General features: G+C 60.5%; 20 protein-coding genes. 14 read left to right on the forward strand and 6 right to left on the reverse strand.

The genetic code is table 11. From position 1 onward, the window contains the following. Positions 1-4: 4 nt before the first annotated feature. Entirely contained in the window at positions 5-1,000 is a 996-nt protein-coding gene (locus tag DFO46_RS18285) for an alpha/beta hydrolase (RefSeq protein ID WP_245422642.1), read from the reverse strand. 377 nt (positions 1,001-1,377) lie between these two features. Between DFO46_RS18285 and DFO46_RS18290 the strand changes: the two genes are divergently transcribed. The 4 genes from DFO46_RS18290 to DFO46_RS18305 all read left to right on the forward strand — a co-directional run bounded on the left by DFO46_RS18290 (position 1,378) and on the right by DFO46_RS18305 (position 6,325). Next, positions 1,378-4,425 (forward strand): helicase-related protein, encoded by a 3,048-nt coding sequence (locus tag DFO46_RS18290; protein WP_120278480.1) that lies wholly within the window; start codon positions 1,378-1,380, stop codon positions 4,423-4,425. A gap of 1 nt (position 4,426) precedes the next feature. Beyond that, positions 4,427-4,837: an RNA-binding S4 domain-containing protein gene (locus DFO46_RS18295; protein WP_120278481.1), complete on the forward strand. Its 411-nt coding sequence runs from the start codon at positions 4,427-4,429 to the stop codon at positions 4,835-4,837. Between the two features lie 192 nt (positions 4,838-5,029). Continuing rightward, entirely contained in the window at positions 5,030-5,368 is a 339-nt protein-coding gene (gene fdxA / locus DFO46_RS18300) for a ferredoxin FdxA (RefSeq protein ID WP_110791200.1), read from the forward strand. 384 nt (positions 5,369-5,752) lie between these two features. Then, complete coding sequence (locus DFO46_RS18305; RefSeq protein ID WP_110791199.1) at positions 5,753-6,325, forward strand: CarD family transcriptional regulator; 573 nt, start codon at positions 5,753-5,755, stop codon at positions 6,323-6,325. Between the two features lie 158 nt (positions 6,326-6,483). Here DFO46_RS18305 and DFO46_RS18310 read toward each other — a convergent pair whose 3' ends face one another. The 3 genes from DFO46_RS18310 to DFO46_RS18320 all read right to left on the reverse strand — a co-directional run bounded on the left by DFO46_RS18310 (position 6,484) and on the right by DFO46_RS18320 (position 10,638). Continuing rightward, positions 6,484-7,221, reverse strand: a complete 738-nt coding sequence (locus DFO46_RS18310) for a Bax inhibitor-1/YccA family protein (RefSeq protein WP_120278482.1) — start codon at positions 7,219-7,221, stop codon at positions 6,484-6,486. A gap of 160 nt (positions 7,222-7,381) precedes the next feature. Continuing rightward, entirely contained in the window at positions 7,382-9,928 is a 2,547-nt protein-coding gene (locus tag DFO46_RS18315) for an ABC transporter permease (RefSeq protein ID WP_120278483.1), read from the reverse strand. Then, on the reverse strand, positions 9,925-10,638 hold the full coding sequence (locus DFO46_RS18320) for an ABC transporter ATP-binding protein (RefSeq protein WP_120278484.1): 714 nt from the start codon (positions 10,636-10,638) through the stop codon (positions 9,925-9,927). The genes DFO46_RS18315 and DFO46_RS18320 overlap by 4 nt, the downstream gene beginning before the upstream one ends. A 74-nt stretch (positions 10,639-10,712) precedes the next feature. Between DFO46_RS18320 and DFO46_RS18325 the strand changes: the two genes are divergently transcribed. The 7 genes from DFO46_RS18325 (at position 10,713) to murA (ending at position 16,702) form a co-directional block, all read left to right on the forward strand. Next, positions 10,713-11,360 carry an arylesterase gene (locus DFO46_RS18325; RefSeq protein ID WP_120278485.1) on the forward strand — a complete coding sequence of 216 codons (648 nt, stop codon included), beginning with the start codon at positions 10,713-10,715 and terminating at the stop codon, positions 11,358-11,360. Positions 11,361-11,426: 66 nt separating this feature from the next. Next, the gene (gene thpR / locus DFO46_RS18330) at positions 11,427-12,020 is read left to right on the forward strand and encodes an RNA 2',3'-cyclic phosphodiesterase (RefSeq protein ID WP_110791194.1); all 594 of its coding nucleotides are present in this window, start codon (positions 11,427-11,429) and stop codon (positions 12,018-12,020) included. A 128-nt stretch (positions 12,021-12,148) separates the two neighbouring features. Further along, on the forward strand, positions 12,149-12,472 hold the full coding sequence (locus DFO46_RS18335; RefSeq protein ID WP_120278486.1) for a 4a-hydroxytetrahydrobiopterin dehydratase: 324 nt from the start codon (positions 12,149-12,151) through the stop codon (positions 12,470-12,472). A gap of 59 nt (positions 12,473-12,531) precedes the next feature. Further along, entirely contained in the window at positions 12,532-12,912 is a 381-nt protein-coding gene (locus DFO46_RS18340; protein WP_120278487.1) for a YkvA family protein, read from the forward strand. 266 nt (positions 12,913-13,178) lie between these two features. Then, positions 13,179-13,682 carry an invasion associated locus B family protein gene (locus tag DFO46_RS18345; protein WP_110791455.1) on the forward strand — a complete coding sequence of 168 codons (504 nt, stop codon included), beginning with the start codon at positions 13,179-13,181 and terminating at the stop codon, positions 13,680-13,682. 236 nt (positions 13,683-13,918) lie between these two features. Beyond that, positions 13,919-15,154: a 23S rRNA (adenine(2503)-C(2))-methyltransferase RlmN gene (gene rlmN / locus DFO46_RS18350; protein ID WP_120278488.1), complete on the forward strand. Its 1,236-nt coding sequence runs from the start codon at positions 13,919-13,921 to the stop codon at positions 15,152-15,154. 237 nt (positions 15,155-15,391) lie between these two features. Beyond that, positions 15,392-16,702 (forward strand): UDP-N-acetylglucosamine 1-carboxyvinyltransferase, encoded by a 1,311-nt coding sequence (gene murA / locus DFO46_RS18355; RefSeq protein ID WP_120278489.1) that lies wholly within the window; start codon positions 15,392-15,394, stop codon positions 16,700-16,702. Between the two features lie 18 nt (positions 16,703-16,720). Here the strand turns inward: murA and DFO46_RS18360 are convergent, their stop codons facing one another. Further along, positions 16,721-17,362: a LysE family translocator gene (locus DFO46_RS18360; protein WP_110791454.1), complete on the reverse strand. Its 642-nt coding sequence runs from the start codon at positions 17,360-17,362 to the stop codon at positions 16,721-16,723. Between the two features lie 74 nt (positions 17,363-17,436). Continuing rightward, positions 17,437-18,300 (reverse strand): SDR family NAD(P)-dependent oxidoreductase, encoded by an 864-nt coding sequence (locus tag DFO46_RS18365; protein ID WP_120278490.1) that lies wholly within the window; start codon positions 18,298-18,300, stop codon positions 17,437-17,439. Between the two features lie 100 nt (positions 18,301-18,400). Between DFO46_RS18365 and DFO46_RS18370 the strand changes: the two genes are divergently transcribed. From DFO46_RS18370 to DFO46_RS18380, 3 genes are all read left to right on the forward strand, one after another. Then, positions 18,401-18,649: a type II toxin-antitoxin system ParD family antitoxin gene (locus DFO46_RS18370; RefSeq protein WP_110791189.1), complete on the forward strand. Its 249-nt coding sequence runs from the start codon at positions 18,401-18,403 to the stop codon at positions 18,647-18,649. Further along, positions 18,646-18,936: a type II toxin-antitoxin system RelE/ParE family toxin gene (locus DFO46_RS18375; RefSeq protein ID WP_110791188.1), complete on the forward strand. Its 291-nt coding sequence runs from the start codon at positions 18,646-18,648 to the stop codon at positions 18,934-18,936. The genes DFO46_RS18370 and DFO46_RS18375 overlap by 4 nt, the downstream gene beginning before the upstream one ends. A gap of 111 nt (positions 18,937-19,047) precedes the next feature. Continuing rightward, complete coding sequence (locus DFO46_RS18380) at positions 19,048-20,271, forward strand: argininosuccinate synthase (RefSeq protein ID WP_110791453.1); 1,224 nt, start codon at positions 19,048-19,050, stop codon at positions 20,269-20,271. Positions 20,272-20,323: the final 52 nt, after the last annotated feature.

The following is a 20,323-nucleotide window of genomic DNA, read 5'->3' on the forward strand; positions in this document are numbered from 1 at the left end:
TCTCCTAAGCCGATGTGGAACATTGCGTTCTGTGCGACTGAACGCGACTGAAGCCAGTTTGTTCCCTTCGTTGTGTCGCTGCCGCCAGAAGCCGGAGCGTGTCATCGACAGCCGACCGTGCAAATGAGGTCCCCCGGACGCCGGGCTGGACGTGGATCGCTTCCATCGTATCGATGAACGAGCCAATAATCCGCTCCGTCCTTTCCTGGTGCTCCACCATCGGCAGATGGCCGCAATTGTTGAGGATGACGGTCTGAACGCGCTTCATCAACCGGGAAACACGCAACTGATGAGCGGGCGGAACGATTGCATCATTGTTGCCGACAATATTGAGAACGGGGACGGTGATCTTGGCCAGATCGTGGAGCAGGCTCGTGTCGGACATAAAGCGGATACACGCCGCTATGTCTTCGGGTCGCGCGCGGGCCAATTGCTGGCGGACTTCCTCCATCGCCTCGGTCGCCTTTTCGTTCTGCCAGGGGCAGTTCTTGTCGTAGACGCATTCGATGGAACCCCAGCGGAATTGTTCGGGTGTTGCGATCCAGCGGTTGAAGAATTGTCGAAAGAGATATGGGCCGACATGCGGCACGCGCAGGAGACGGGCCGCCAGCCGCTCCTGCCCCTCGAAGCGGCCACAGGCAAAGGCGCCGATCAAGATGACGGATTTCACGAGTTCGGGATAATCGCGTGCGATCAGCAGGGCCACGAAGCCGCCCGTGGAATGACCGACAAGATTGACCGGTTCGCCGCCGAAATCGCGTCTGATTGCGCTTGCATAGGCACTGGCAACCTCTTGTGCCTGGGGTGACTGGCCCGGCTTGTCGAGATGCCATGGGTGATGACCGGGCAGAGGATAAGCGAGCGATTGACCATGACGCACGGCGGCTGGCGCATAGGCCTCCCAAAAGGAGGGGGCCATGACCATGCCGTGAATCAGGACGAAATTTTGCTGGATCTCTCCGGATCCGATCCAGTGGGCAGGTGGGGGTGTCAGCGTCATCATAGGGTACCTCGACGCCCAAAACGCTGTGATGAAGACCGAGGTTCCACGAGGGCTATCAGCTTGTCGCCGGGCATTTGCGGTTGCCCTAAGCGATTCCGATGATTCAGCATTTTGTGTCGAAGTGCCCGACTCATTTCGACATCTAGCCGTGAACAAAGCCGGACTCAGCCGAGTCAACGATTCGTCGCCGATTCGTTCGCTCAGTGTTCCACCGTGGAAAATTGATTCCGATCAGACAGTTGTCAGGTTTTTCCGGGGCTTTCTGACTCGCGACTTGCCTTTGCCCGTGTTCGTCGCCATGTGTTGGCCAAGGGCAGCCTGACGTCGAGGAGACGGGCGTCCGACAAGTGGAGCGGTCATTGAATTCCCACCCCATGATTTTGAGCGGTCGCGGCGTTTCTGCTGTGCTGGGGCCGACGAATACCGGTAAGACCCATTTCGCCATCGAACGCATGGTCGCCCATGGGTCGGGTATGATCGGCCTGCCGTTGCGCTTGCTGGCGCGCGAAGTCTACACGCGGGTGGTCGAGCGGGTCGGCGTAAAAAACGTTGCTCTGGTGACCGGCGAAGAGAAGATCAGCCCGCCGAACGCCCGTTTCTCGGTCTGCACGGTCGAGGCTCTTCCGCGCGAAACAAAAGCCGCGTTCGTCGCTATCGACGAGATCCAATTGGCGGGTGACCTCGAAAGGGGGCATATCTTCACTGATCGCCTCCTGCATCTGCGCGGTCGCGAAGAGACGCTGCTGCTCGGGTCGGCTACGATGAAATCGATCCTGCTGCAGCTGCTGCCGGGGATCACGATCGTCGAACGCCCGCGCCTGTCGCAGCTTTTCTATGCCGGGCAGAAGAAAATTACTCGCCTGCCGCAGCGCACGGCCATCGTCGCCTTTTCGGCCGACGAGGTTTATGCGATCGCCGAGCTCATCCGCCGCCAGCGTGGTGGTGCCGCCGTGGTCCTCGGGGCCCTCAGTCCCCGGACCCGCAATGCGCAGGTCGGCCTATATCAGGAGGGTGACGTCGAATATCTCGTTGCCACAGACGCGATCGGCATGGGCCTTAACCTTGATGTCGATCATGTTGCCTTCGCGCAGGATAGAAAGTTCGATGGATACCAGTTCCGCAATCTGAATTCCGGCGAGCTCGGGCAGATTGCAGGGCGTGCCGGGCGCCATATCAAGGATGGCACTTTCGGGGTGACCGGGCGGGTCAATCCCTTCGATGACGAACTGGTGGAGCGGTTGGAGACGCATGTCTTCGATCCGGTCAAAGTCTTGCAGTGGCGCACTGCGCAATTCGATTATTCGTCGATTGCAGGCCTGCAACGCAGCCTCGACGCCGTTCCGAGGATCGAAGGATTGACGCGGGCCCTTCCGGCGACGGACCAGCAGGCGCTGGAGTTCCTGTCGCGCTATCCGGAGATCGCCGATATCGCAGACCGGCCGGAGCGTGTCGAAAAACTCTGGGAGGCCTGCGCACTGCCCGACTATCGGCGCATTACACCGGCACAGCATGCAGACCTCATCCAGAGCCTTTATTTCGATCTGGTTCGGCGCGGTACGGTGAATGAAGATTTTCTCGCCGATCAAGTGCGTCGGGCCGATCGTACGGATGGTGAGATTGATACATTATCGGCGCGAATCGCGCAGATAAGAACCTGGACTTACGTGTCGAATCGGCCCGGCTGGCTTGCCGATCCGACACACTGGCAAGAAAAGACGCGGGAAATCGAAGACCGATTGTCCGATGCGTTACATGAACGGTTGACGAAACGCTTTGTTGATCGCAGGACATCTGTGCTCATGAAGCGCTTGAGAGAGAATGCAATGTTGGAAGCTGAAATCAGTGTGAACGGCGATGTCTTCGTGGAAGGCCATGCCATGGGACAACTCTCCGGTTTCCGGTTCACGCCGATTTCCGGCATGGAAGGTCCGGATGCCAAGGCTGTTGAGGCTGCGGCCCATCGGGCATTGGCACTCGAATTCGAGGCGCGAGCCGCGCGGCTGCATGCATCCGGCAATGGCGACCTTGCCATCGGCTCGGACGGCTTGGTGCGCTGGGTCGGCGATCCGGTCGCCCGCCTTGTCGGCACCGACCACATCCTTCACCCGCGCGTTATTGTTTTGGCCGACGAGCAACTGACGGGTGCCGCCCGTGATCACGTGGCAGCCCGTATCGAGCGCTTCGTCAATCATCACATCTCGACCGTGCTGAAGCCGCTCGACGACCTCTCGCGTGCCGAAGACCTGCAGGGTCTGGCCAAGGGTCTCGCCTTCCAGCTCGTCGAGAACCTGGGCGTCCTCTTCCGCCGCGATGTCGCCGACGACGTCAAGTCGCTTGATCAGGATGGTCGCGCTTCCATGCGACGCTACGGCGTGCGTTTCGGTGCCTATCACATCTTCATGCCGGCGCTGCTCAAGCCTGCTCCGGCGGAACTGATCACGCTTCTCTGGGCCCTGAAGCATGATGGCCTGGACAAGCCGGGTTATGGTGATCTCATTCCGGTGCTTGCCGCCGGTCGTACTTCTGTGGTCACCGATGCCAGCTATGAGCGCATGTTCTACAAGCTCGCTGGCTTCCGCTTCCTCGGCAAGCGCGCCGTGCGCATCGATATCCTGGAGCGTCTGGCTGATCTGATCCGTCCTCTGTTGCAGTGGAAGCCGGGCTCGAACGCCCGTCCGGATGGCGCCTATGACGGGCGACGCTTCGTCACGACGACTGCCATGCTGTCGATCCTTGGGGCAACCCCTGACGACATGGAAGAGATCCTGAAGGGTCTCGGTTACCGTGCCGACAGCGTGAGTGCCGAAGAAGCAGCCGCCTTCCTGGCCGCCCACAAGCCGAGCGCTTCGGAAACTGCCGAGGCTGCGAAGCCCGAGGCTGACACCGTTGACGATGCCGACCAGCCTGCAGTGGATGCAGAGCCGGAGCCGGCGGTGTCCGAGCCGGCAGCCGAAGCGGCTGCTCCGGAAAATGTCACGGTCGCTGAAGAGGGTGTTGCAGGCGCAGAGCCTGCCGATGCTGCCGAGCCTAAACCGGTTCTTCTGTGGCGGCCGGGTGGTCGCAACGACAACCAGCGTCCTGCCGGTCGGCCTGCCGGTGATCGTCGCGGGGCCAATCATGGCCAGCGTGCCGCTGCGGGCGATGGGCAGGCAACGGGTGAGCCGCGCGGTGACAATCGCCGCGATAACCGCCGCCCGGACGGCCGTCGCGACCAGCCGGAAGGCGGACGTGGCAAGTTTGCCGGCAAGGGCGAGCGTCAGGACCGCGGTGATCGCAAGGATCGCGGCCCGCGGCCGGAGCGCGATGCCAACAAGTCGCAGCCCGCGCGCTTCGAAGCCAAGCCGCCGCGCAAGGAGAAGCCAGTTGATCCGGATTCGCCCTTCGCCAAGCTGGCCGCGCTTAAGGAACAGATGAAGAAGTGACATGGACGAGAAGCAGCCACACAGCGGTTCGCGTCAGCGCATCGACAAGTGGCTCTTCTTCGCCCGTGTGGCAAAATCACGCAGCCTTGCCCAGGAGCGGGTGTCAGCCGGTCATGTGAAGGTCAATGGCGCGACCGTTCGCCAGCCGAGCCATGGATTGAAGATCGGCGACAGGCTGGAGATTGCCATGCCCGAGCGCGATCTGGTTCTGGTCGTCAAGCTTCCGGGTGAGCGCCGGGGACCTTATGAAGAGGCTCGCCTTCTCTATGAGGACCTCACTCCTCCGCGCGAGAAGGGGCCGTTCTCGCCTTTGGACCAGGCGGTCCGTGCGCCAGGATCGGGACGACCAACCAAGAAAGAGGCGCGCGCGCTTCGAGATCTCAGGTCCGGGCCCGATTGGGGTGACGATTAGAAAATTTGTCCGCCTGCGGCAGAATAGCGGATTGTTTATCCTTGCCTTGATTCCGATTACACAGTAGCTCACAACCCTGTCCGACAGAAATCCCGGTGGGGCACGAGCCTCCGTTTTCAGCCACCAAGGCCAGACGGAACAACGTGTTCGTTCTCTTTCCTGCCGTTTGCGAACGTCATCCTGGAGTGCCGCATGACCTATATCGTCACTGACAACTGCATCCGCTGCAAATACACCGATTGTGTCGAGGTCTGCCCGGTCGACTGCTTCTACGAGGGCGAAAACTTCCTCGTCATTCATCCGGACGAATGCATCGACTGTGGCGTTTGCGAGCCGGAATGTCCGGCAGAGGCGATCAAGCCGGATACCGAACCGGGTCTCGACAAGTGGCTGAAGATCAATGCGGACTATGCGAAGATCTGGCCGAACATCACGGTGAAGAAGGATCCGATGCCGGAAGCCAAGGAAATGGACGGCGTCGACGGCAAGTTCGAAAAGTTCTTTTCCGAGCAGCCTGGTTCCGGCGACTAAACTCGCGACAGATGCCGGTATACGCTTCCTGCGCATGCCTTAATTTTCATCGCTGAGACCAGAATCTGGCGCCGAGTGCGCCAGCTTTATGGCGCGTTGCACTAAAATATTGATTTCCTCGTCTTTTTGTGATAGCGTCTTGGAACTGTTCCACTTTGTGGCACTTGTGTGCCCTAAGCCATCACGAAAGCAACTTCACCACCGACGCGGTCTACGTGACATAGACGACACTTTCGTGTCGTGTCGCCGTCGCGACGAGGGTGATGTTTTTCTGTGACGGAAAGGATCAGGATGGCAGACCTTGCGGCTTCTCCATCTCATCCGGGCCTGACCGACCCGGCGCCGGCATTATGCCGGGAGCAAAACAGGGAGTGTTTGAATAGAATGACGACCCAGCAGAAGAAAAATTCCTCGGCGCGCCATGGTTTCAAGACCGGCGAGTCGATCGTCTACCCTGCCCACGGCGTGGGTACCATCACCGCTATCGAAGAGCAAGAAGTGGCGGGCATGAAGCTTGAGCTTTTCGTCATCGATTTCGAGAAGGACAAGATGCGCCTGAAAGTTCCGGTCGCCAAGGCCGTGAGCATCGGCATGCGCAAGCTCTCCGAGACGGACTTCGTCGAGCGTGCGCTGAAGGTCGTCCAGGGCAAGGCCCGCGTCAAGCGCACGATGTGGTCGCGCCGCGCTCAGGAATATGATGCCAAGATCAATTCCGGTGACCTGATTTCCATCGCGGAAGTCGTGCGCGATCTCTATCGTGCCGAGAACCAGCCGGAACAGTCCTATTCCGAGCGTCAGCTCTATGAAGCTGCCCTCGACCGTATGGCCCGCGAAATCGCGGCCGTGAACAAGATGTCCGAGACGGAAGCCGTTCGCCTGGTCGAGGTCAACCTCGCCAAAGGCCCGAAGCGCGGCAAGACCATCGAGGAAGACGATACGCAAGAAGAAGCTGCATAAGCCTCTCTTCGTTCAACTGCATTCCTGAAAAACCTCCGGTGTGAGCCGGGGGTTTTTTTGTGCCTTGCTGGCTGCGGACGTCATTTTAACACGCCACCATTCAGGCAAAGAAAAACCCCGCCGAAGCGGGGTTTGACTTATCGAACTCTTCTTGAAGATCAGTTCCGGTTTCCGAGGAAACGGAGCATGAAGAGGAAGAGGTTGATGAAGTCGAGATACAGGCGCAGGGCACCCATGATGGCCAGACGGCCGGCGGCATCGCTCGAATGGGCCTCATGATAGGACTCCTTGATCGACTGGGTGTCGTAGGCGGTGAGGCCCGCGAAGATCAAGACGCCGATCACCGAGATGGCAAAGTCCAGAGCGGAGGAGGCCATGAACAGGTTGACCAGCGAGGCGATGATCAGGCCGAACAGACCCATCATCAGGAACGAACCCATGGCCGACAGGCTACGCTTGGTGGTGTAGCCATAGAGTGACAGGGCGCCGAACGAAGCGGCCGTCACGAAGAAGGTCTGGACGATGCTGGCGCCCGTGTAGATCAGGAAGATCGACGACAGCGACAGGCCCATCAGGGCCGCATAGACCCAGAAAGTCGTCTGTGCTGCGGACACGCTCATCTTTTCGATGCGGAAACTCAGGAAGAAGACCATGGCGACCGGCGCCAGGATCACCAACCACTTGAGCGGGCTCAGGAAGATGGCCTGACCAAAGCCGGTTAGCTGTCCATTCGATACGGCGAGCTGAAAGGTTGCGAAAGCTGCGATACCGGTGATGGCAAGGCCCAGAGCCATCAGGTTATACACCTTCAGCATATAGGCGCGCAGACCTTCGTCGATCATCGTGGCCGACTGGGCTTGGCCCGTGCGGCTCTGATAGTTGCGAAGTTCGGACATGGTTTCCTCTCTCAAAGCTTCGATGTTTGACGATGGGGTCCGAATGACCCCCGCGCCGCTGCGAAGCCCAGCATGCGTGACATCAATATGAGATGGAAAGGCCCGGGGAACAAGACCCGTTGCCTTAAATCGCGGTAATCATTGGGATGCGGGGTCCGACTCAAAGCTCCCGCAGAACAGGGGCCGCCTTCTGGCCGAGAATCCGCCAGGTGCCGGCAAGTCCGATTCCGATGGTGATGACCAGAGAAATCACGATCGTCATGGCGGCGACGTCGGGCAGGAAAGTCGACGGCAGTTTCATGATCTGGCTCAGCACATACCAGGCAATGCCGCCGCCGGAGACGAGGGCAAAGACAGCCGTCGCCGCACCGAGCAACATGTACTCATAGGTAAAGGCACGGATGAGCATGGCGCGCGTGGCGCCAAGCGTCTTCAGGATGACAGCATCATGAGTGCGTGCGCGGTTGCCGGCGGCCAGCGCGCCGGAGAGTACCAGCACCGATGCGATGAGGGCCACTGCTGCTGCCGCGCGAATGGCGGTCGCCAGCTGCCCGACGAGCTTGTCGACCATGTCGAGCGCGTCCTTGACGCGCACCGTCGTGATTGTCGGGAAGCGTTGTGTGACTGCACGCAGAACCGAAGCCTCGTCGGTTGCCGTCGCGTTCGGCTCGATCAGGGTTGCCAGCCAGGCATGCGGGGCGCCGGCAAAGGTGTTGGGCGAGAAGACCATGACAAAATTCATCGACAGGCTCTCCCATTGCACCGCGCGGAAGTTCGAGATCTTCGCGGTGATGTTGCGGCCGAGCACGTTGACGGTGACCGTGTCGCCGATCCTGAGGCCCAGTTCCTTCGCTTCCTGGTCGGAGAAGGATACCAGGGGCTCACCGGTATAGTCCTTCGGCCACCATTCGCCTTCGGTCACACTGCTGTTTTCGGGGATGTTGGTCGCATAAGTTAGGCCACGATCTCCGCGCAGAACCCAACGGCCGCCGGGTGGCACATCCATCTTGGCGACATCCGTGCCGTTCAGCTCAAGGATGCGGCCGCGCAGCATGGGGACTTCGACCAGTTTGCCTTCCGGGGCCAAGCCCTCGACCAGCGTGCGGAAGTCTTCCACTTCACTGCCCTGGATATCGACGAAGAAGAAGTTGGGGGCGCGTTCCGGCAGGCTGCCGGTCAGCTCACGGCGCAGATTGCCGTCGATCAGGGCCAAGGCCACCAGCAGGCTAAGGCCGAGGCCGAGTGAGAGGGTGACGGAGGCCGTCAGCGAGCCGGGGCGGTGAATGTTGCCGACTGCGAGCCTCAGCGCTGCCGAATGGCTTCTCGGGCTGTGGCGCGCCAGCCAGGAGATCAGGTAGGCGACGAGACGCAGCAGGACAAAGCCCGCCGCCATGGCGGCGAGGAAGATCGCGGCGATGCGGCGCTGGTCCGAGGTGAAGATCGCCAGCGCAGCCAGGGCGCCAAGGGAGAGCGCCATCGCCAGCAGATAAGGCCAGGACGGAAGGCCTGAGGCTTCAAAACCCTGTTCGCGGAACAGGGCAGTGGCCGGCACCTTGCGGGCATGGCCGAGTGGCAGGATGGCAAAGGCGAAGGTCACCAGGATGCCGAAGATCGCTGCCAGCGCCAGAGCCTGCGGATAAAGCCTTGGCTCGGACGAGATGGGCAGGATGCCGGCGAGATAACTCGCGGTGATTGGCGGGGCGATGGCGCCGAGCAGGAGGCCGGCGACAATACCCACCAGGGCCACCAGGGTGATCTGGATGAGGTAAACCAGAACGACGACGGATGCCGGGGCACCCAGACATTTGAGCGTGGCGATGACCGTGCGCTTGGAATCGAGAAAGGCGCGCACGGCATTGGCGACGCCAACGCCGCCCACCACCAGAGCTGTCAGCCCGACAAGTGTCAGGAACTGCGAAAAGCGTTCAACATTTTCTGTGAGGGCCGGGGCCGCCCGGTCGCTGCTGCGGATCGACCATCCGGCCGCCGGGAATTCCGCCTGAGCCTTGGTGCGGAGTGTCTCTGGGCTGGTCGCCGGATCGTTGTAGCGGATCTTGTAGGCGTGCTCGACGAGGCTTCCGGTCGCGATCAAGCCGCTGGCAAAGAGGGCCTTGCGGCTGGTCAGCAAGCGCGGCGCAAAGCCGAAGCCGTCGGACACGGCATCCGGCTCCGTGACGATTGTGCCGGTGATGCGGAAGCGCGCATTGCCGAGAAGGAATTCGTCGCCGACCTTGCTGTTCATGCGCTCCAGCAGAAGCGGTGCGACAACGGCGCCGTAGACATTGCCGTCTGCAGCCAGAAGATCGGCAAGAGGTCGATCCGGCTCGGCAACAAGGCGACCGTAAAGCGGATAGGTCTCGTCCACAGCTTTGACTTCTACCAGCGACTGATCGGAGGCATCGGCCAGACGCGCCATGGAGCGAAGGCCGGTCGAGGCAGAGACGGTCCCGAAGCTTTGCAGAAAGGCGAGTTCGGCTGGTGTTGCTTCGCGGTTGTCCAGTTCCACCCGGACGTCACCCGCCAGAAGCGAGCGGCCTTCTGAGGAGATCGCATCGGTGATCGCCGTGGAGACGGAGTTGACGGCCGCGATCGCGCCGGTGCCGAGCGCAATGCAGGCAAGGAAAATGTAAAATCCTTTCAGCCCGCCGCGCAACTCACGCAGCGCGATGCGAAAGGCGACCGACAGCCGCGTGGTGAAACCAGTCATGCGGACACCGTCGTCAGACGGGCCTGTTCGGCGTGGCTGTCGCCGGCGATCTGGCCGGAGGCGACGCGGATCTGGCGCGAGCAACGGGCGGCCAGCGTCGTATCATGGGTTACCAGCACGAGCGTCATGCCGCGTTCCTGCTGCTTGGCAAACAGCAGATCGGCAATCTGCCGGCCGGTATCGGTGTCGAGATTGCCTGTGGGTTCGTCTGCGATCAGGACGGCTGGCGAGGGGGCGAGCGCGCGGGCGATGGCGACGCGCTGCTGTTCGCCGCCGGAAAGCTGCCCCGGATAGTGGCTCAGTCTTTCGCCAAGGCCGACCGCCTGCAATTCCTTGCGGGCGATGTCGAAGGCATTCTTGACGTTGGCGAGTTCCAGCGGGATCGCGACGTTTTCCAGCGCCGTCATGTTGGCGATCAGATGGAAAGACTGGAAGACGATGCCGATGTTGCGGCCGCGGAAATCAGCCAGCCGGTCCTCGCTCAGCGTGTGAATGGGCGTATCGCGGACAATAATCTCGCCGCTGTCCAACCGTTCAAGGCCCGCCAGCACCATCAGCAACGTCGACTTGCCCGAACCGGAGGGGCCGACAATACCGACAGCTTCACCTTCATCGATCTTCAGATCGATGCTCCGCAAAACGTGAACGGAGGCGGCGGCATTGCCAAGGGTGAGATCAGCGCTTTTCAGTTCGATGATGGTGTTTCTCACACTCGGCCATCCTATATCGTTGAGATCAAGGGTTTGCCGGTGATCGGCACTTCGGGCAATCTAGGAAGGACAGCATGACATTTAAAGCTGCGCTGCTTCATTTCGCCGTGATCCTCATGGCAACGCTGGCGGGTGTCACGGCCTCGCTCGCAGAGCCGCTGAAAGTGGTGGGCTTCGGCGACAGCCTGATGGCCGGCTACCAGTTGCCGCAGGACGATGCATTGCCGGCACAGCTGCAGCGCAATCTCGTTGCCAAGGGTCACGACGTCGTCATCAAGAATGCGGGGGTCTCCGGCGATACCACATCCGGTGGATTGGCACGGGTCGACTGGTCAGTGCCCGATGGAACCGACGGCGTGATCCTGGAACTCGGCGCCAATGATGCCCTGCGCGGCATTCCTCCCGAGCAGACGGCGCGCAATCTCGACCAGATCATCACGCGTCTCAAGGCCCGGAACATTTCCGTCCTGCTGATCGGCATGCTGGCACCGCCCAATATGGGCGGCGACTATGCCGAGCGCTTCAATGCGATCTATCCGGATCTCGCCAAGAAATACGATCTGCCGCTCTATCCCTTCGTTTTGGACGGCGTGATCACCGAGCGGAAGCTCCTGCTTGAGGATGGCATGCATCCGAACACGGAGGGTCTTGCCGTCATGGCCGAACGCATGCTTCCCCTCGCCCAATCTTGGGTGTCCAGCATCAAGGGTAAGCCGAATTAATCGCTTGCGCCTCTTGTCATTGCATGATTCGCTGTAAGCACCTGCAAAAGATTCGGGGAGCTCTCCATGCCGAGATTGTTCACTGCCCTCGAAATTCCGCGCAACGCCGCCATGAGCCTCTCATTGCTGCGCGGTGGCCTCCCCGGGGCTCGCTGGATCGATGTCGAAAACTATCACATCACCCTGCGCTTCATCGGCGATGTCGATGGCCGCACGGCGGACGAAATCGTCGATCGTCTCGACCGGATTGACCGGCCCGAATTTTCGCTCACCCTGAACGGCATCGGCTCCTTCGGCTCGAAGAAGCCGCATTCGATCTGGGCGGGCGTATCAGCCGCTCCCGAACTCTACGCTCTCCAGGGCGAGATCGAGCGCATCTGCCAGCGGCTGGGTCTCGCGCCTGACCCGCGCAAGTTCACGCCACATGTCACGCTCGCAAGGCTGAAGGCCTCCCGGCTCGATGATGTCGTGCATTATCTGGGCGGGCGGGGTGACTTCCACACTTTGCCGTTCAAGGTCTCCCGCTTCGTTCTGCTTTCCTCCAAGGAATCAGTCGGTGGCGGGCCTTATCTGACAGAAGAGATCTTCCCGCTGCATGAGCCGGCTGGTGCATCCAGTTTTGTGGGTCGAAGCCTGCAACCGGAAAAGAGCCTGCTGTAAATTCGCGCCTTAGCGCGCCGACAAGCGCATCTTGATCCTGTCATGCTCGACCCGACATGGCAGACAGTGCCATCGCACCCTGCCATCCAGGCATGGTGGTGGACGCGAGTTTGGCAGGAGGCAGATCCATGATCAGACAAAAACTCGATGACGCCGCGGTGTCGGCCAGACTTGCCGAGCTGCAGGGCTGGACCTTGGTGAAAGACGGAAGCGCTATTGAGAAGCATTTCGTCTTCAACGATTTCCGCCAGGCCTTCGGCTTTATGACCCAGTGTGCACTCGCTGCGGAAAAGATCGACCACCACCCGGAATGGTCGAATGTCTATCGCAAGGTGCATGTCCAGCTGACGACACATTCCGCACATGGTCTGACGGAACTGGATTTCCAACTTGCCGTTCTCATGGACATGGCTGGTCGGGACGCGGGCGTGAGCGTTTTCGCTGCCGATTGAATTTTCCCGTGGCGGATCACATATGATTGATTGGGTCCGCACGAAAGGATCGTTGGCTCATGGATGACGTGAAGATCGGTGAAATCCTGCTGCCGGGTGATGAAGACACCCAGCAGAAGCAGGAGGAGAAAGTACGGCGCCGGTTCTGGCCCACGTTCCGGAAGGCAGCGCGTCAGATCCCGTTTTCGCGCGATGTGGCGGCCGCCTATTACTGCGCGATCGACCGCGAAACCCCCTTGCGTGTCCGGGGCATCCTGCTTGCGGCTCTGGGGTATTTCGTATTGCCGATCGATGCCGTACCGGACGTCCTGGCCGTGATCGGCTTTACCGATGATATCGCCGTCCTCACGACGGCCTTCGCGCTGATCAACCGGCACATCAAGGAGCGGCACTACGAGGAAGCCGATCGAGTGCTGGCGGATGACGAAAAGCCGGCGTGAGAGGCGCGCCGCTTTCCGGAAAACCGTTTCCAGCCCAACTCTTGCCCGATTCTTTCCTTCTACATCCGAACGAGGAGGGCGCGGTGCAAAGCCGCGTCTCGCCGTATCTTGCGACGGCTGATCAGAACGACGACACAGAGTGCGACAAGAAACTGTGTCCCGTTCATGGTTTGGTAAGGTAAATTAAGTCAAACTGAACACAGGTTTTGACGATGAGCGCCCGGCCGTTTGGCTGGGCGATGGATGGAAACAACCGGCAGGAAGACATGTTCGTAAGAAGTAGCGTAGCCGCACTGGCAATCATCCTGGCGAGCAGCGGTCTCGCCAATGCTCAATCGCCGACACGGATCGAGCAATTCAAGGCCTGGGGTGCCTATTCCTACAAGTCCAATGGCGGCACAGTCTGCTACGTGCTGTCCGTGCCGACGACCAAGGAACCCGCAAGCGTCAATCACGGCGATATCTTCTTCGTGATCTCGCAGCGCCCGGGACAGAATATCTCCTATGAGCCGCAGGCGATGATGGGCTATCCCATGAAGGGCGATTCCAAGGTCAATGTGACGATCGATTCCAAAAATTTCGTCATGTTCGTCAAGGATACCTCTGCCTGGGTCGAAAACGCTGCAGAAGAGCCGGCACTGGTTGCAGCCATGAAGGGCGGCTCGTCGATGACGGTCAAGGCCACTTCAGCTCGCGGCACGCCCACGAGCTACACCTATTCGCTGTCCGGCATTTCGGCAGCCCTGCAGAAGATCCAGGGTTGCAAGTAACAGCGTCGGGTCTAACCATTCCGAGGGCCGGCAGGTAACTGCCGGCCCTCGCCGTTTTGGCCATGCGCCCGGCTTGCCCGCCTCGGGGTGACGAACGGCAAAAAAGCTGCTATTGGCCGCTGCAAATTAGGGCATCGGGCGTCGTCCCCTGTCCGCACGATCCATGAATTCATACCTGCCAGCCGGGAAGCGCTCGATCGGAGCATGCTTGCCGCTATGGTCCAGAGGTCCAGACGATGACTGTCACCGTGACGCTTCCCGAGCGTAGCCAGACTGCCGCCCCGGTTCGCCCCGCTGCTTCCGTCGAGAAGCCGAGCCTGATCGGTCTCGATCGCGAAGCCCTGGGTGCGGCGCTCAGGGACAAGGGCGTGCCGGACAAACAGATCAAGATGCGGGTTGCGCAGATCTGGAACTGGATCTATGTGCGCGGCGTCTCGGATTTCGATCACATGGCCAATGTCTCGAAGGACATGCGTGAGATGCTGAAGACGCATTTCACCATTGCGCGGCCTGAGATCGTCGAAGAGCAGGTCTCCAATGATGGCACCCGCAAATGGCTCCTGCGCTTCCCCCCGCGCGGTGCCGGCCGTCCTGTCGAAGTCGAAAGCGTCTACATTCCGGAAGAGGGCCGGGGCACGCTGTGCATCTCCAGCCAGGTCGGCTGCACGCTCACCTGTTCGTTCTGTCACACCGGAACGCAGAAGCTGGTACGCAATCTGACGGCGGAAGAAATTCTGGCGCAGCTTCTCCTGGCGCGCGACCGTCTCGGAGACTTCCCGGATCGGGAAACGCCCGTCGGAACGATGATGCCGTCCAGCGACCGCAAGGTGACCAACATCGTCATGATGGGCATGGGCGAGCCGCTCTACAATTTCGAAGAGGTGAAGAAGGCGCTTTTGATCGCCACCGATGGCGACGGCCTTTCGCTCTCGAAGCGTCGTGTCACACTCTCCACCTCGGGCGTCGTGCCGGAAATCTATCGCACAGGCGAGGAAATCGGCGTAATGCTCGCCATCTCGCTGCATGCCGTGCGTGACGAGCTGCGCGACATGCTGGTGCCGATCAACAAGAAGTATCCCTTGAAAGAGCTGATCGAGGCCTGTCGCAACTATCCGGGCCTCTCGAATGCCCGTCGCATCACCTTCGAATATGTGATGCTGAAAGACGTCAACGACAGCCTGGAAGATGCCAAGGGCCTGATCCAGCTCCTGAAGGGCGTCCCGGCGAAGATCAACCTGATCCCGTTCAATCCGTGGCCGGGCACGAATTATCAGTGTTCCGACTGGGCAACGATCGAGAAGTTTGCCGATTTCATCAATCAGGCCGGCTATGCCTCACCGATCCGCACACCCCGTGGGCGCGACATTCTTGCCGCCTGCGGCCAGCTGAAGTCGGAATCAGAGCGCATGCGCAAGACCGAACGCATGGCCTTCGAGGCGATGATGATCGCCGGCCACGGCGAGGATGACTGACGCATTTGAGGGGCAATTTGAGGCCCTCCACATTTGACGCTTGGATCCTGACGCTCATCACATCAGCCGCTTCCCAAACCTGCCCCCACAGGACCCGATAACGGCGCCTGCCGAGATGCGGATGTCATTGTTGCGACTCAATCGGCTGTAACACCCGAGTTTTCAAGCGGCGCTGCGGCGACCATACCGCCCAAAACTAGCGCCTCCGTCAGATATTCAACGAATGGGGACATTGCCATGGGGGAAATCAAGGCGCGCGAGCAGGTCAAATATGTCGTTCAGGGCGGTGTGCGACTCAAGGGCGAGATCACGCCGAGCGGCAACAAGAATGCGGCGCTGCCGATCATTGCTGCCGCGCTCCTGACCTCTGGCATAGTGACGCTCTCGAATGTGCCGCGCATCCGTGATGTCGAGGCATTGGTCGAGCTGATCCGCTCCGTCGGTGCCAGGGCTGATTGGACTGGAGACAATACTCTGGTGATCGAGGCCGCCGAACTGCGGCCGGCCGATCTTGATCCGGAACTGTGCTCGCGCATTCGTGCATCGATCCTGCTTGCCGGTCCGATGCTGGCGCGCTGCGGCGGCATCGCCCTGCCACCACCAGGCGGCGATGTCATCGGGCGTCGGCGCGTCGACAGCCATTTCCTGGCGCTACAGCAGCTTGGCGCGACAATCGAGGTGAATGGGCATTATGTCTTTTCGACCGAGGGACTGGTCGGTGCCGATGTGTTTTTCGACGAGGCCTCGGTCACGGCGGCCGAAAACGCGCTCTGCGCGGCTGCACTGGCCCGCGGCACCACCATTTTGCGCAATTGCGCCTCCGAGCCGCACGTCCAGGATCTTGCCCATTTTCTCAACGCGATGGGCGCGAGGATCGAGGGGATCGGAACCAATACCGTGACCATTCATGGCGTCGAGCGACTGGGCGGGACCGCGCACCGGATTGGCCCGGATCATATCGAGGTCGGTTCGCTGATCGGCCTGGCCGCTGTCACGAAGTCCGAGATCACCATTCGCAGGGCCGGTGTCGAACATCTGCGTTCGACCTTGATGACCTTTGAGCGCCTCGGCATCCGCTGCCAGATCGAGGGTGACGATCTCTTCGTGCCGAGCGCGCAAGCGCTGAAGATCCGCTCCGATTTCGGCGGCCATGTGCCGAAGATCGAGGATCAGCCCTGGCCGGCCTTCCCGGCCGATACGATGTCCATCGCCATCGTTACGGCTACCCAATGCGAAGGCATGGTGCTGATGTTCGAAAAGATGTTCGAAAGCCGGATGTACTTTGTCGACAAGCTGATCGCCATGGGCGCGCGTATTGTTCTGTGCGATCCTCACCGTGCTGTCATTTCGGGCCCGGCCCGATTGACCGCCGCGCGGCTCGAAAGCCCTGACATTCGCGCCGGCATGGCCATGTTGATTGCTGCCATGTGTGCCGATGGCACTAGCATGATCGAGAATGCCCAGCAGATCGAACGCGGATATGAGCGCATCGACGAGCGACTGAATGCACTCGGCGCAAAGATCACTCGCATCCCGCGACGTAGCTGAAGGGTTGCGCGTTTCCACTCACTTCGCCTGGGTCATGAGGATCTTCACGGCGAAGATCGAGAAGACGCCGGCAAAGGTGTAGTCGATGCCGCGCAGGACCTTGCGGTTGGCCTGCAGCCAGGTCGACATGAAATCTGCCCCATAGACGATGCCGATGCCGATCGGCAGCGACAGCACGATCGACCATAGCCCGAGGAAAAGCAGCTTGCCCGTGACATTTGGGTCGGTTGCTGTGACGAACTGCGGCAGGAAGGTCATGAAGAAGATGATGACCTTGGGGTTCAAGAGGTTGACCCAGAGGCCGTTGAGGAAGGCCCCCTTCTTCGAGACGACGGCATCCCCTTCCGCTTTGATGACGAAGTTTGAGCCATGGCGGACTGCCTGCAGGGCGAGCCACAGCAGATAGGCCGCCCCGCCTGTTTTCAGCAGCAGGAAGGCTGTCGGGGAGGCGACGATGAGGGCCGAGATGCCGAAGGCGACCAGCATGGTGTGAATCGCAATGCCAAAGCTGGTACCCGCCAGCGTCATCAGACCGACGGCGCGACCGTCGCGCAGGGATCTGCTGATCCAGAGCGTCATGTCGGGGCCGGGCGTGATTGCGAGCAGGAGCAGGGCGAGGCTGAAGGCCAGAAAGACGGGCAGGCTGGGAATGAAATCCATTGAGGGCACCGCATTGCGAAACACCCGCCAGGCGCGGGTGCTTCTTCTCTAGCGGGCTTCCTGGCGATTGCCAATCAGTCGCGTGGCATCGACAGATAGGTCTTGAAGGCATCGGCGTGATCGGGATGCCAACGCGAGAGCGGCGGGCGGTTCTCGATGATGTCGCCGGCGGCCCAGGCAATGCGCTTCTCGTCCAGCGCACGGTTCACTTCGTTGTCCGGGCAAAGAATGTAGAAGTCGCCGCGGTCGAGGCTTTCGAACATGAAGTCGACGGTCTCTTCGGACGTCCAGGCGCCAGCGGGCTTCTCGGTCCTGCCATTGGCAGTCAGTGATGTGAAAACGAAGCCTGGAATGAGCAGATGGGCGGTGACATTGCAGTCTGGCGTGTTGCGAAGCTCGTGCTGCAGGGCTTCGGTGAAGGCCTTCACGCCGGCCTTTGCCACATTGTAGGCCGGGTCTCCCGGCGGCGTGGTGATGCCCTGCTTGGAGCCGGTGTTGATGATCACGGCCGGATCCTTGTGGGCGACCATGCCGGGGCCGAAGGTGCGGCTGCCGTTGATCACGGCCATCAGGTTGACGGCAAACACGTTTTCCCAGTTCGCCTGGGGGCCGAAGAGCGCGCTGCCGGGCTGGATGCCGGCATTGTTCATCAGGATATGCACCCGACCGAAGCGCTGGATGACGGCACGCTCCAGTGCTTCGAGTTCATCGAGCTTCGACACGTCGGTGCCGATGGCGACGACATCGGTCTCGCCGCTTGCCGAGAGTGCGGCCACCTGGAGGGCGGCATCGGCCAGCCTGTCGCCTTCGAGGTCGACCAGGACAACACAGAGGCCCATGCGTGCAAATGCCTTGGCAGCGGCCAGTCCGATGCCGGATGCGGCCCCGGTGACCACGGCGACATTGCCCTTCGCGAATGCGGGATGCTGGATCGTCATGGCAAACTCCTTCAAGACATGCAGTGTTGTCGATGATGGCGATATGGTATCCTAGCCAGGCATCGTCAACGTGACAGCCGTCGATGGAGGATTGCTGCCGATGAACAAGATGACCACTGTGACCGTTTCCGGAGAGCTGGCTGACTTTATCGAGGCCAGGATAGTCGCTGGCGATTACGCCTCGGAGGCCGAAGTGATCGAAGCCGCTCTTGCGCTTTTGCGCGACGATGTGGATGGCCTTGCCGCCATCAAGGCCGCCATCGAAGAGGGCGAGGCATCGGGGGAGCCGCAGCCTTTTGACTTTGACGACTTCATTGATCGCAAACGCCGCCAGTCAGCTGCGGAATGAAGCGCCTGATCGTTTCACCACGTGCAGCGCGGGATATCGATGGGATCTTCGATTACACTGAAGAGCAATGGGGGCTGGATCAAGCAATCACTTATACGCTCGGGCTCAAGTCCAGCTTGCAGGAGATCTGCGAGGGTGGACGAAGGGGTCGGAAAATTCCGCAACTCACCAAGGCCTATCTGATCGTAACTTACCAATCCCATTACCTCGTGTATCGTGAAACCCGGCAAGCGATTGTTCTCATCCGCATCCTCCATCAGCGCATGAATATTGGCCGCCATCTCTGACGCTCTCAGCCCCTCTTGCCCTTGCACGCCAGCGGAATCTCGCTAAAAGTGCCGCCATTCTTGATCCAGGCGGGGTTTGAGCCTCGCACCCTCCAGACGGAACGCATCGACATGGCACTCCCCAAAGACGTGAAGAAAGTCGTCCTCGCCTATTCCGGCGGCCTCGACACCTCCATCATCCTGAAATGGCTGCAGACCGAACTCGGCGCTGAAGTCGTCACCTTCACCGCCGATCTCGGCCAGGGCGAAGAGCTCGAGCCGGCGCGCAAGAAGGCCGAGATGCTCGGCATCAAGGAGATTTTCATCGAGGACGTGCGCGAAGAATTCGTCCGCGATTTCGTCTTCCCGATGTTCCGCGCCAATGCCGTCTATGAAGGCGTCTACCTGCTCGGTACCTCGATCGCCCGTCCGCTGATCTCCAAGCACCTGATCGATATCGCCAAGAAGACCGGCGCCGATGCGATTGCCCATGGCGCGACCGGCAAGGGTAACGACCAGGTCCGTTTCGAGCTGTCGGCCTATGCGCTGAACCCGGACATCAAGATCATCGCGCCTTGGCGCGACTGGGCGTTCAAGAGCCGTACGGACCTCCTGAACTTTGCCGAACAGCACCAGATCCCGGTTGCGAAGGACAAGAAGGGCGAGGCGCCGTTCTCCGTTGACGCCAACCTCCTGCACTCTTCGTCCGAGGGCAAGGTTCTCGAAGATCCGGCCCAGGAAGCGCCTGAATACGTGCACATGCGCACGATTTCCCCGGAAGCCGCACCGGACAAGGCGACCATCATCAAGGTAGGCTTCGAAAAAGGGGACGCCGTCTCGATCAACGGCGTTCGCATGAGCCCGGCAACGCTGCTCGCAGAACTCAACAATTACGGCCGCGACAACGGTATCGGCCGTCTTGACCTCGTCGAGAACCGCTTCGTTGGCATGAAGTCGCGTGGTGTCTACGAGACCCCCGGCGGCACGATCCTCTTGTCAGCTCACCGTGCGATCGAATCGATCACACTCGACCGCGGTGCAGCGCACCTCAAGGATGAGCTGATGCCGCGTTACGCTGAGCTGATCTATTACGGCTTCTGGTTCTCGCCCGAGCGCGAAATGCTGCAGGCCCTGATCGACAAGAGCCAGGAGCATGTCGAAGGCGAAGTGACGCTGAAGCTCTACAAGGGCAATGTCATGGTGATCGGCCGCGAATCGTCGAAGTCGCTCTATTCCGACCAGCTCGTCACCTTCGAAGACGACCAGGGTGCCTATGACCAGAAGGATGCCGCCGGCTTCATCAAGCTCAATGCGCTCCGCCTGCGCACGCTCGCCAAGCGCAATCTCGGCAAGTAAGCCTGACATTGAAGACATGTCCAACCCGTCTGCCCCATGGGCAGACGGGTTT

This window comes from Rhizobium sp. AG855, from assembly GCF_003610655.1.
In the GTDB taxonomy this organism is placed as follows: domain Bacteria; phylum Pseudomonadota; class Alphaproteobacteria; order Rhizobiales; family Rhizobiaceae; genus Allorhizobium; species Allorhizobium wuzhouense.